We start from the raw sequence: 12,492 nt of genomic DNA on the forward strand, positions 1-12,492 counted from the left end.
GAACGCGCCCGTGCACGGTTCAAACCGGCTCGGACCGTTCACGAGCGTGCTCTCGCGACGCACCGCGCTTGATCTGGTCGCCGTGGCGGGCATGCTCGGGGTCGGGATCGCGGGCTTCGCGCCCACCTTCGGCACGCCGGCATACCTCGTCACGTCGATCGGCGGACTCGTGCTCGGGCTCGCGATCGCCGTGGTGTGCGCGTGGCGCCGGTGGGGCGTGCTCCCGATCGCCGGGCTTGTGATCGCCGCGTACTTCGCCTTCGGCACGCCGCTCGCGCTCCCCGCACGCGGCTTCCTCGCCGTCATCCCCACCTTCGACTCGCTCCGCGCGCTCGCCGTCGGCGTCATCACGTCGTGGAAGGAGCTGCTGACCACCGTCGCCCCGGTCGGCACGGGCGACAGCCACATGGTCGTGCCGTTCCTGCTGACCGTCGTGGCCGCGAGCGTCACGGCGAGTCTCGCGCTGCGGCTGCGTGCGGCCGGGTGGGCGCTGCTCCCCGCCGTCGCATTCCTGGTGGCGCAGATCGCGCTCGGGACGTCCGAGCCGGCCGCGCCGCTCGTGCAGGGCGTCGTGCTCGCCGTCATCGCCGCGGTGTGGCTCGCGATCCGCCAGGCCTGGCAGCCGGCGCCCGCCGTGCTGTCGATCGGCGAGGGCGGCGAGCCGAAGGGCATGCTCGCGCGCCGGCTCGTCACCGGCGCCGTCGTGCTCGCCGTCGCCGCGGGAGCGGGCGTGGCCACGACGGCCGCGGTCGGCACGACCGGGCCGCGCTACGTGCTGCGCGACGTCGTCATCCCGCCGTTCGACGTGCGCCAGTATCCGAGCCCGCTGCAGTCGTTCCGCAAGTACGTCCGCGACTACCCCGACGAGGCGCTCTTCACCGCCCAGGGCCTGCCCGAGGGCGCGCGCATCCGGCTGGCGACGATGGACGCCTACAACGGCACGGTCTACAACGTGGCGGAGGACGGCGCCGGCTCCTCTGGCGCCTTCTCCCCGATCCGCACCGAGATGTCGCCTGACGCCCGGGGCGACGAGGCGTCGGTCACGGTGTCGATCGCGGCCCTGCGCGGCGTGTGGCTCCCGGATGCCGGCGCCGTGAGATCGCTCGGCTTCTCCGGCGACCGCTCCGAAGATCTGCGCCGCTCCGCCTACTACAACGACGCCACCGGCACGGGCGTCGTGACCGCCGGGCTCAGCGCCGGGGACGCGTACACGATGGACACCGTGATCCCCGTGCAGCCGAGCGACGAGCGCCTCGCCGACGAGACGTTCGCGCCGCTGCGCATGCCGAAGCAGCAGGGCGTGCCGGTCGATCTCGCCGAGATCGCCTCCGACATCGTCGCCGACGCGGAGACGCCGATCGAGCAGGTGCGGGCGCTCGAGCAGACGCTGTCGCAGGACGGCTTCTTCAGCCACGGCCTCGAGGGCCAGGTGCTCTCGCGCGCCGGTCACGGCGCCGAGCGCATCCAGACCCTCCTCGGCGGAGACCAGTGGATCGGCGACGACGAGCAGTACGCCGTCGCGATGGCGCTCCTGGCCGGGCAGCTGGGCATCCCCGCCCGCGTCGTCATGGGCTTCTACCCCGACGACGATGCGCCGGAGTCGGACACCTTCACCGCGACCGGCGACACGCTGCACGCGTGGGTCGAGGTGGCGTTCTCGAAGTCGGGCTGGGTCGCGTTCGACCCGACCCCGCCCGAAGACCAGGTGCCCACCGACCAGACGACCAAGCCCAAGGCCGATCCCAAGCCGCAGGTGCTCCAGCCCCCGCCGCCCGAGCAGGCACCCGTCGACCTGCCGCCCACGGTGCCCGACGAGCGCGGCGAGGAGGATGAGGAGAACCCGCTGCCGGCCATCCTCGGCATCATCGCGCTGGTGCTCGGCGCCGTCGCGGCGTTCGTGGCGATCGTGCTCGCGCCCTTCCTCATCATCGGCGCGCTGAAGGGCGAACGACGCCGGCGCCGCCGCGAGGCCGAGCGCCCCGCCGACCGCATCAGCGGCGGCTGGGACGAGCTCGTCGACCGGGCCACCGATTTCGGCGCGCCCGTCCGCCGCGGCCGCACCCGCACCGAAGACGCCGGCGCCCTCGGCACGGCGCTCGAGGAGCCGGCCGTCACGACCCTCGCCCGTCGCGCGGACGCCGAGGTGTTCGGGCCGTCGGATCCCTCCCCGGAGGACATCGACGCCTTCTGGGCGGAGGTCGACGGCATCGTCGGGGGCATGCGGCAGCGCGCGGGTTTCTGGCGCGGCCTCGGCGCCCGCCTGAACCTGCGCTCGCTCCTGGCGGGCACGCGCTTCGCGCTGCCCGAACGGCGGACGACCCGGATGCTGCGCCCCGCCGCAGGCGACGCGCCGCGGCCCGCGCGCCTGCGCGCGGCCACCGCGGGCGCGGTCGCCGCGGTGCGCGGCCTCGTCCGCGCGCGGCGCCCGTCCGCCGCATCCGGCCACCGCGACAGCGCGCGCGGTGGCGATGCTCCTGCGACCGACGCGGCCGGCGCGCCGGGCGTCGAGCGCGCAGAGAGGGCCGGCGGACGTGAGGACGGTGCGTCGTGACCCCCGTCGTCGTGCTGACGTGGGACACCGGCGAGCAGGTCGCGGTGTACGGTCGCACCGTGTTCGGTCGTGATCCCTTCGGAGGTCCGTGCGCGACGGTGGTCGTGCGCGATGAGACGCTGTCGGTGTCGAAGACGCACTTCGAAGTCGGCGGCGATCGCGGCGGCGCGTGGGTGAGCGACCGCTGGTCGCGCAACGGCACCGTCGTGCTGCGCGGCGCCGACCGCCTTCCCGTCGCGCCCGGCGCGCGCGTGCCGCTGCGCGCGGGCGACCGCGTCGAGGTGGGCGACCGGCGTCTCACCGTGAGCGAGGCGCCGTGACCGCCGCATCCGCCGCCGCACCCGTCTCCGTCGCGTGGGGCGCCGCGACCGACGTCGGCCGCCGTCGCTCCCTCAACGAGGACTCCTACCTCGCCGCCCCGCCGCTGTTCCTCGTGGCCGACGGTATGGGCGGCCATCAAGCGGGCGAGGTCGCCAGCGCCACCGTCATCGAGGAGTTCGCGCGCCTCGCGGGACGCGCGAGCCTGAGCATCGCCGAGGTGCAGACGGCCCTGCGCGCCGCGCGTCATGCGGTCGAGACGCTCCCCGACGGCGGCGGCGCGGGTGCCGGCACGACGCTCGCGGGCGTCGCGATCGCCGACGTGGACGGCGAGGGGTACTGGCTCGCCGTCAACCTCGGCGACTCCCGCACCTACCGCCTCAGCGAGGGCGTGCTCGAGCAGATCAGCGTCGACCACTCGGTCGTGCAGGAGCTCATCGACGCCGGTCAGCTCGACGCCGCATCGGCGGCGCGCGACTCCCGCCGCAACGTCATCACGCGCGCGATCGGCGCCGGCAGCGACAGCGAGGCGGACTTCTGGATGCTCCCCGCCGAGACCGGCGACCGCGTGCTGGTGTGCTCCGACGGGCTGCCCACCGAGGTCGACGACGCCCTCATCGATACCATCCTGCGCGAGGAGCACCACCCGCAGGCGGCCGCCGAGCGCCTCGTGCGCGAAGCGGTGGCCGCCGGCGGCCGCGACAACGTCACCGTGGTCGTCGTCGACGCGCTCTCGGTGCAGACGCGCGCCGGCCGCGATCGCTTCGACACGATGCCCAGCGCCGCCGCCGCGCCCGACACCGCCGCGTTCGACGAGATCGACGGCGACACCCTGCCCCGAGCCCGGGCGCGGGCCTGAGAGAGGAATGCCATGAGCCTCGTGCGCTACGCCCCCGGGTCGTCCGTCGCCGTCGTCACGCCGCAGGGCGCCGCCCTGCTCGATGCGGCGACCCCGGCGTCGGTCGCGGAGGCCGTCTGGGAGCGCCTCGCCGACGACGGCGGCCTCGGCGGCCTCGTCGATGCGCTCGCCGCGGGCGGGCCCCCGTCGGCCGTGCCGCCGTTCGCCGTGGTGCTGGCGGAGGGCGAGGGGTGGCGCGTCGCCGTCCGCGGCGCGTTCGCGGTGACCGCCGGCGACGAGCGGATCGACGGCGCGGGCGCCTCGACGTGGACCGAGCGCACCGTGCGCGGGGCGGAGTCGGTGACACTCGCGAGCGCGGATGCGGCGCCGCATCCGCCCTCCGAGGGCCCGCGGCCGCTGCGCGACGGCATCGCCGGGGCGGCTTCGCTCGCGGTCGTGCGCGACGGCGCGTCGGCGGCGCCCGGCGCCGCGACGGCTGCCGAGCCGGCGCCGAGCCGCCCCGCGGCGGTGCCCGTCGAGCCGGTGCAGCCGCACAGCATCCGCGAGGTGCACGACCTGCCGGCCGAGCCCGCTCCCGCGCCGGCCGTCGCGGAGCCCGCCGCCCCCGCGCCGACGTCTTCGGATGCCGCAGACGCGCTCATCGACTCGGTGCCGATCGTGTCGGTGCCCGCCGCGCCCCGCCCCGTCGCGCCGGCGCCTCCCGCGGCCGTCGTCACGGGCGATCTGCCGCCCACGCAGGCGATGCCCGCGGTCGGGGCTGACGGCCGTGTGTCGGAGGGCCTCGACGCCGAGGTGGAGGCGACCGTCATCCGTGACGGCGCACCCGCCGCCCCGGCCGGCGACGCCCCCGAGGACGATGCCACGATCTCGCTCGCCGAGGCGCGCGCGATGCGCGCTTCGGGGGCGCTGCCGCCGGTCGCGCCGCCGCTGGCCCCCACCCCGCCCCCGGTCGCGGCCGGTGTGCTGCGGGTCTCGAGCGGGCAGAGCGTGCTGCTGGACCGCACCGTCATCGTCGGCCGGCGACCCCGGTCGACGCGGGCGAGCGGGGCCGATCTGCCGCACCTGGTCGCGGTCGACAGCCCGCAGCAGGACATCTCGCGCAACCACCTCGAAGTGCGCGTCGAAGGCGACACGATCCTCGCGACCGACCTGCAGACCACGAACGGCACGACGCTCCTGCGCCGGGGCGCGGAGCCGTCGCGCCTGCACCCGGGCGAGGCGACGGTCGTCGTGCCCGGCGACGTGCTCGACCTCGGCGACGGCATCACGATCGCCGTCGAGGCGGCGCCGTGAGCCGGCGCGCACCCCAGTCGCCGCCCGAGCTGCCCGGCTTCACGTACCTCGAGCTGCTCGGCTCGGGCGGGTTCGCCGACGTGTTCCTGTACGAGCAGCACCTCCCCAAGCGGCGCGTGGCCGTCAAGGTGCTGCTGACCGACCGCATGTCGAGCGGATCGGTCGCGGCGTTCACCGCCGAGGCGAACGTCATGGCGATGCTCTCAACCCATCCGGCCATCGTGACGATCCACCAGGCGGGGGTGGCCGGCGACGGCCGGCCGTACCTCGTCATGGAGTACTGCTCGAAGCCGAACCTGCAGGCCCGCTACCGGCGCGAGCCGTTCTCGGTGGCCGAGGCGCTGCGGGTGGGCGTGCAGGTCGCGGCGGCCGTGGAGACGGCGCACCGGGCGGGAGTGCTGCACCGCGACATCAAGCCCGCGAACATCCTCGTCACCGAGTACAACCGGCCGGCGCTCACCGACTTCGGCATCGCCTCCACGACGGGCGCCGGCGATGCCGGCGGGCTCTCGATCCCGTGGTCGCCGCCCGAGGCGCTCGCCGCCGTCCCGACGGGCGACCGCCGCTCCGACGTATGGTCGCTCGGTGCGACCGTGTACAGCCTCCTGGCCGGGCGCTCGCCGTTCGAGCTGTCTGGGCAGCGCAACTCCGGCGCCGAGCTGCTCGAGCGCATCGAGAAGCTGCCGTTGCCGCCCCTCGGCCGTCCCGACGCACCGCCGTCGCTGCAGCGCGTGCTCGAGCGCGCGATGGCGAAGGCGCCCGCCGACCGATACGACACCGCGCTCGCCTTCGCGCGGGCGCTGCAGAAGGTGCAGATCGAGCTCGCGCACGGCGTGACTCCGATCGACATCCTCGACGACGGCACACCCGACGGCGTCGTCGACGACGAGGACGACGGCCTCACGCGCGTGCGCGGCGTGGTGAGCATCGACCCCGAGACCGCGCCGGCCGCGGGCGCCACGCGGCCCGCCGCATCCGCGGCCGCCTCGGCGGCGGCGTGGGGCCCGACGACCGCGACCGGCGGCGGTGCTGACGCGGACGCGACCCACTTCCGCGGCCCGTCCGTGATCTCCCCCGGCCTCGACGACACGGTGGTCGCGGCCCGCCCGCCCGCGCGCGGTGCGAGCGCCGCGACGCCCGCCGCCGCGCCCGCGCCCGCGGTCGCCGCGACGCCCGCCGCCGCGCCCGCGCCCGCGGTCGCCGCGCCGCCGCTGCCACCGGTGCCCGCAGGCGTTCCCGTGCCCGGCGGGCCGGCCGCCGTGGGTCCGACCGACCCCGGCGCGACGCCGCGCGGGAGCCGACGCGCGTTGTGGCTGACGGCGGGCGCCGCCGCGTTCGTCGTCGTGATCGCGGTCATCCTGGCCCTCGCACTCCCGGCGGTCCTGGGCGGCGGAGCGACCCCGGAGCCCACGGCCGCGCCGTCCGACCAGCCCGTCGACGTGCTGCCGCAGGCGGCCCCGCGGCCGACCGACCTCGCCGGCACGGTCACCCCGGGCGGCGTCGTCTTCACGTGGACCAACCCCGATCCCGCCGACGGCGACACGTACCTGTGGGGGGTCGCGGTGCCCGGGGGCGAGCCGTCGCTGGAGAGCGTGACCGAGACCACCGTCACGGTGCCCGCCGACTCGTCGGGCCGCACGTGCATCGAGGTGCTCACGCGTCGCGCGAACGGCCAGGCGTCCCAGCCCGCGACCGCCTGCGCCCCCTGACCCCGCCACCCCTCCCCGCCCCGCCACCCGTCCCCGCCCCGCTTGCCCTTCCCCGCCCCTCCCCGCGCGCCCTCCCCACCCCTCCCCGCGCCCTTCCCCGCCCCTCCCCGCGCACGAATTCAGGCTGCGGATCGGCGCCCCTTCCGTCACGCCCCAGCAACCCCAGCACGAACTCAGGCTGCGGATCCTCCACGCCTCCCGCAGGCCGCGGCATACCGCGTCGACGGCTGGCTGTCGCCGCATCCGTGCCTGAGTACGTGTCGGGTCGTCGGCCGGAAGGCCGAGGGGGTCGACCCACGGCTGCCTGAGTTCGTGCAGGGCCAGACAACAGTCGGCTCGGGATAACCCGAAGAACGGCTCCGGATGCCTCGGGGGCGCCCGTACGGCGGCGGTCCTAGCGTGGACGACATGACCTCGCAGACCGCTGCCCCCGAACCCCCGGCGGGCGCCGCGCCCACGGCCGCCATGCCGCCCACGGCCGGCGCCGCGCCCACGGCCGCCATGCCGCCCACGGCCGGCGCCGCGCCCACGGCCGACGCCGCGCCCACGTCCGGCCCCGTGCCGCCCCCGGCCGCCGGCGCCCCCGCAGCCCCCGCACCCCCCGCACCGCCCACCCCGGCCCGTCGCGGGCGCAACGCCGCCACGGCGCCCCTGCACGTCCTCGGCGCGATCGCGCACCTCGCCGCGCTCGGGCTCGTCGGACCGATCGTGTTCGGCATCCTCTTCAGCCTCCTCGGCTTCGGCGTAGGGCTCGTCTTCGCGCTGCTCATCGGCGTGCTCGTGCTCATCGCGTTCGTCTACGCGCTGTGGGCGACAGCGTGGCTCGAGGCCGCGCGCATCGAGGGGCTCTACGGATTCGGCGTGCCGGCGCCGCGCCTGCGTCCTCAGCCGCGTCCCGGATTCGGCGGCGTGATGCTGATGTTCTGGCGCCAGGCGATAGACCCGGGCGTGTGGCGCGGCGTCGCGAACCTCGCCGTCGCGACGATCCTCGGCGTCGTGACGATCGTGCTGACGAGCCTCGTCGCCTCCGGCGCGGCGCTGACGTTCTCGCCGCTGTTCGCCGGGGCCGGGCGGGCGCGCCTGTGGGGCATCGGCCTCGATCTCCCGGGCGGGTGGGCGTTCGTCGTCGGGCCGCTCATGGTGCTCCTCGGCCTCGCCGCGATCGTCGGGCTCGCCGTGCTGCACGGCGTGCTCGCGCGCCTCATCCTCGTGCCGTCCCGGGAGGTCCAGCTCGCCGCGCAGGCGCGTCTGGCCGGCGAGCAGCGCGCGGGAGCCGTCCGGGCCGCCGATGTCGAGCGCACGCGCATCGAGCGCGACCTCCACGACGGCGTGCAGCCCCGGCTCGTGTCGGTCGGCATGACCCTCGGCCTCGCTCGTCAGAAGATCGACGACGACCCCGCCGCCGCGAAGGCGCTCATCGAGGAGGCGCACACCTCCACGAAGTCCGCGATCACCGAGCTCCGCCAGCTCGCGCGCGGCATCCACGCGTCGGTCCTCGACGACCGGGGGCTGGATGCGGCGCTGTCGGCGCTGGCCGCCCGCTCGCACGTGCCCGTGCAGCTGGACGTGCGCCTCGACGGACGCTGCGAGCGCAGCGCCGAGGCCGCGGTGTACTTCGCGATCGCCGAGTCGCTCACCAACGCCGCGAAGCACTCCCGCGCGTCGGGCGTGCGGGTCGCGGTGCGCCGCCGCGACGACGGCACGCTGTGGGCCCGCGTCGAGGACGACGGCATCGGCGGCGCCCGCATCCTCCCCGGCGGCGGCCTGGACGGCATCGCCAACCGCATCCTCGGCGCCGGCGGCACCTACCGCCTCGACAGCCCGAACGGCGGCCCCACCGCGCTGGAGGTGAGCGTCCCGTGCGCATCCTGATCTGTGAAGACAGCGTCCTGCTGCGCGAGGGGCTCGTGCGCCTCCTCGACGACGCCGGCCACACCGTCGTCGCGGCGCTCCCGGATGCGGCGGACCTCGACGCCACCGTCGCCGCCACCGCGCCCGACCTGTGCATCCTCGACGTGCGGCTGCCGCCGACGTTCACGGACGAGGGCATCCGCGCCGCCGTGCGGCTGCGGGCGCAGCATCCGGCTCTCCCGGTGCTCGTGCTCTCGCAGTACGTCGAGGAGCGGTACGCGAGCGACCTCATCTCGGGCGGCGGCGGTGCGCTCGGCTACCTGCTGAAGGACCGCGTCGCCGACGTGGCGGAGTTCCTCGAGTCGGTCGCCCGCATCGGCGAAGGGGCGACGGTGCTCGACCCGGAGGTCGTCGCGCAGCTCCTCAGCCGCCGCAGCCGCGACGAGCGGATGCAGCGCCTCACCGAGCGCGAGCGGCAGGTGCTCGCGCTCATCGCGGAGGGCAAGTCGAACCAGGCCATCGCGGCGACCCTGTTCGTCTCGGAGGCCAGCGTCGAGAAGCACATCACCGCGATCTTCCAGAAGCTCGGGCTCGAGCCCGACGAATCCGGCAACCGCCGCGTCCAGGCCGCGCTCGTCCATCTCGAGCACGGCGGCGGCAGCACCCCCCAGTCAGGAGCAGCACGATGAGCACGACCACCCCGCCGCCCGCCCCGGCGGCGACACCGCCCGCCTCCCCGGAGGCTCCCCGCCCGAATCGGTCCGCCGCCCGCGTCATCGCGATCCTCGTCGCCGCGCTCGGTGTGGCCGCGATCGTCGCGACCGTGTGGAGCGGCGCGCGCCCGACGCTCGCCGCGGCCGCCGGCCGCAGCGAGACGACCACGCAGACAGTGGGCGGGGTCGATGCGCTCGCCGTCGACATCTCGGCGGCACGGATGACGATCCGCTTCGACGACGCCGCGCGCGAGGCGACCCTCGACGTGCGGGACGTCGGCGGCGGCTCGTGGACACTCGACCGCGACGGCGACACGCTGCGCGTCACCGCGCCGCGGCTGCCGTTCGGCTCGTGGTTCGGTGGTGGCAACGGCCGCGCCGTCCTGACGCTTCCGACCGACCTCGCGGGCTCCGACGCCGACCTCGAGCTCGCGGGTGGCTCGCTGCGCGCAGACGGCGAGTTCGGCGCGGTGACGCTGCAGATGGGTGCGGGCGAGGCGACGCTCGCCGGCTCGGCCACGTCGCTGTCGGCGGACGTGAGCGCGGGCCGCGCGACGCTCGACCTCGCGGACGTGACCACCGCCGACCTGCAGCTGAGCGCCGGGGAGCTGCGCGGCGCCCTCACCGGCGAGACGCCGCAGGACGTGGGCGTCTTCGTGAGCGCCGGGTCGCTGGATCTGACCCTCCCCGACGACGCGTACGCCGTCACGTCGGACGTCTCGGCCGGCGGGTTCGACAACGGCCTGCGCACCGACGCCGCCGCATCCGCCACCGTCCGGGTGGAGGTCTCGGCGGGCAACGCCGCCCTGCGCTCCCGCTGACCCGCTGGCGTGAATCGGCGGCTGCCCTGACCGGGGTAGCCGCCGTTTCACGCAAGGGGGCGAGCGAGGTAGGCCGCGGGGTCAGCGGCCGGCGTCGTAGAGGTGCCGGCCGCCGTGGCCGAGCACCTTCACGACCACGCCGCGTCGGTGCAGATCCGCCACCGCGCGCGTCTCCTCCTCCAGCGTCGTGCCCAGGGCATGGACGTTCGCGACCACGAGCACGTCGCCGCGGCCGAGGGTGCGGAAGAAGCGCTCGAGGCGCTCCGACCAGTCCTCGAGCGTCTCGGGAGAGGGGTGGCGGAAGCCCTCGATCGGCACGCCGAAGCGCGTGAGGTCATCGCGCTGCTCGACGACCGACGGCATCCCGGGACGGGAGACGACGAGCCCGACGAGGCGGGACCCGGCGGGCCGGGCGAGCCACCAGTCGCGGTCGCGCTGCAGCTCGGTGAAGCACTTCGGGCACTCGGCGGCCGGATGCGGCAGATGCAGCGGGCTCGTGTCGACGCCTGGCGCGCGCTCGCGCACCCTCGCGTCCTCCGAGGGGATCGTCTCGGTCATCGGCAACCTCCGCCTCTCCATTGTGCCCGAGCGGAGGTCAGTCCTCGCCGTCGATGCGCAGCTCGAGACTGAGCTGGTCGGCGTCGAGCTCAGCGAGCGCGTGCCGCAGCGCCGCGGTGCTGTAGCGGCCGTCGCGCGACAGTTCGCCCAGACGCTCCCGCATGTGCGCGATGAGCACGAGCCGCAGCTCGAGGATCTCCCGCGCCCGCGCCGTCATGTCCTCGTCGGGCGGCTGGGTGAACCGCTCCCCGAGCCGTGCGACGAGCCCGTCGGAGAACTCCTCGCCGTCGCGTCGCACGACGCGGCCCTCTCGCACCGCCGACACCGCGGCGCTGCGCAGATCGTGGTCGAGCGCGTGCATCTCGGCGCGGTCGGGACCCTCGCCGCCGTCGCCGGCGAGCCCGAGCCACCGCACGAGCGGCGGCAGCGTCAGCCCCTGCAGGAGCAGGCTGAACACCGCGACGAGGAAGGCGACGAAGATGAGCAGCGGCCGCTCGACGGTGCTGTCGTCCTTGGGCAGCGTCTGGGCGGCGGCCAGGGTCACGACCCCCCGCATGCCCGCCCACACGATGACGGTGCCGTGGCGCCAGCCCAGCGGCGAGTCCCGGTAGTAGTCCAGGTCGGCGAGCGAGCGGCGGATGCGGCGCCGCATCCACGTGACGCGGCGCTCCACCCGATCGGGGTCGATCTCCCGGCCGCCGCGGCGGAAGCGCTCGGGCTGGGTCGCGATGACCTCCTCGAAGCGATCGAGGCGCTCGGTCGCCGCATCCGCCCGCTCCTGCCACCGTCCGTGGCGACGCGCGCGCCGGCCCTGCAGCCAGATGAGACCGGACACGTACACCGCGCGCACCGCCAGCACGATCCCGGGCGCCGACAGCGCGAGCCACGCGCCGTGCCACAGGCCCTGGTGCTCGGCGAGGTTCTGCTCGACGATCTTCTTCAGCTCGAGGCCGAACACGAGGAACACGCCGCCCTCGAGGATGACCTCGATCGTGCGCCAGTTGAGGTTGTCGCTCAACCGCTGCTCGGGGGTGAACCGCCGCGCGGCGCCCTGGCCGGTGACGATGCCCGCGACGACGGCGGCGACGAGGCCCGACCCGCCGAGGTGCTCCGTGGGCAGGTACGCGATGAAGGGGACCGTGAAGCTGAGGGCGGTGTTGGCGGCCGGATTCTGCACGTGCGTGCGCACGCGCAGGTTGAGCCACCCGACGATGGCGCCGAGGACGAGCGCGACACCGACGCCCCACAGGAACGCCGTCGCGGTCTGGCCGACCTCGAACCCGACGGCGACCGCGGCGACGGCCGTCCGCAGCAGCACGAGCGCGGTCGCGTCGTTGAGGAGGCTCTCGCCCTCGAGCATCGTCACGACGCGGGGGGCGATGCCCAGGCGCTTCGCGATCGAGGTGGCCACGGCGTCGGTGGGGCTGAGGATCGCACCGAGCGCGATGCCGAGCGCGAGTCCGAGGCCGGGGATGACGGCGTTGAAGAACAGTCCGAGGACGACCGCGCTCACGATCACGAGCAGGACCGACAGCCCCGCGATCGGCACGAAGTCGCGGCGGAACTCGATCGCCGGCAGCTGCACGGCGGCCGAGTACAGCAGTGGTGGGAGCACGCCCATGAGGATGACTTCGGGCGGCACCTCGAACGCCGGCACGAACGGCAGCAGGCTCACGCCCAGTCCGATCGCCATGAGCACGAGCGGCCCGGCGATGTTGAACCGCGGGGCGATGACGGTCACGAGCGCCACCACGATGACGCCCGCCACGACGATCAGCAGGGGGTCGACCACCTTCCGAGGGTAGCGGCGCACCGCGTC

Annotated in this window: 10 protein-coding genes; 8 read left to right on the plus strand and 2 right to left on the minus strand. The window is 75.5% G+C overall.

Going from position 1 to position 12,492, the window contains the following annotated elements:
• Positions 1–10 precede the first annotated feature (10 nt).
• From EI169_RS01240 to EI169_RS01275, 8 genes are all read left to right on the plus strand, one after another.
• Positions 11–2,551, plus strand: coding sequence for a transglutaminase domain-containing protein (locus EI169_RS01240; protein ID WP_240640527.1), 2,541 nt, complete (start codon positions 11–13; stop codon positions 2,549–2,551).
• Entirely contained in the window at positions 2,548–2,871 is a 324-nt protein-coding gene (locus EI169_RS01245; protein WP_125130256.1) for an FHA domain-containing protein, read from the plus strand. The genes EI169_RS01240 and EI169_RS01245 overlap by 4 nt, the downstream gene beginning before the upstream one ends.
• Positions 2,868–3,728, plus strand: coding sequence for a protein phosphatase 2C domain-containing protein (locus tag EI169_RS01250; RefSeq protein WP_125130258.1), 861 nt, complete (start codon positions 2,868–2,870; stop codon positions 3,726–3,728). Before EI169_RS01245 ends, EI169_RS01250 begins: the two co-directional genes overlap by 4 nt.
• Positions 3,729–3,740: 12 nt before the next feature.
• Positions 3,741–5,021, plus strand: a complete 1,281-nt coding sequence (locus tag EI169_RS01255; RefSeq protein WP_125130260.1) for an FHA domain-containing protein — start codon at positions 3,741–3,743, stop codon at positions 5,019–5,021.
• The gene (locus EI169_RS01260; RefSeq protein WP_125130262.1) at positions 5,018–6,730 is read left to right on the plus strand and encodes a serine/threonine-protein kinase; all 1,713 of its coding nucleotides are present in this window, start codon (positions 5,018–5,020) and stop codon (positions 6,728–6,730) included. The genes EI169_RS01255 and EI169_RS01260 overlap by 4 nt, the downstream gene beginning before the upstream one ends.
• A gap of 408 nt (positions 6,731–7,138) precedes the next feature.
• Positions 7,139–8,602 carry a histidine kinase gene (locus tag EI169_RS01265; RefSeq protein ID WP_240640528.1) on the plus strand — a complete coding sequence of 488 codons (1,464 nt, stop codon included), beginning with the start codon at positions 7,139–7,141 and terminating at the stop codon, positions 8,600–8,602.
• Positions 8,590–9,270, plus strand: a complete 681-nt coding sequence (locus tag EI169_RS01270) for a response regulator transcription factor (RefSeq protein WP_125130264.1) — start codon at positions 8,590–8,592, stop codon at positions 9,268–9,270. The genes EI169_RS01265 and EI169_RS01270 overlap by 13 nt, the downstream gene beginning before the upstream one ends.
• Entirely contained in the window at positions 9,267–10,115 is an 849-nt protein-coding gene (locus EI169_RS01275) for a hypothetical protein (RefSeq protein ID WP_125130266.1), read from the plus strand. The genes EI169_RS01270 and EI169_RS01275 overlap by 4 nt, the downstream gene beginning before the upstream one ends.
• Before the next feature lie 81 nt (positions 10,116–10,196).
• Here the strand turns inward: EI169_RS01275 and EI169_RS01280 are convergent, their stop codons facing one another.
• Both EI169_RS01280 and EI169_RS01285 read right to left on the minus strand, forming a co-directional pair.
• Positions 10,197–10,673 (minus strand): dehydrogenase, encoded by a 477-nt coding sequence (locus tag EI169_RS01280; protein WP_125130268.1) that lies wholly within the window; start codon positions 10,671–10,673, stop codon positions 10,197–10,199.
• A 37-nt stretch (positions 10,674–10,710) separates the two neighbouring features.
• Positions 10,711–12,465 carry a sodium:proton antiporter gene (locus tag EI169_RS01285; RefSeq protein WP_240640529.1) on the minus strand — a complete coding sequence of 585 codons (1,755 nt, stop codon included), beginning with the start codon at positions 12,463–12,465 and terminating at the stop codon, positions 10,711–10,713.
• Positions 12,466–12,492: the final 27 nt, after the last annotated feature.

The sequence above is a fragment of the Microbacterium sp. 10M-3C3 genome, from assembly GCF_003931875.1.
Taxonomy (GTDB): domain Bacteria; phylum Actinomycetota; class Actinomycetes; order Actinomycetales; family Microbacteriaceae; genus Microbacterium.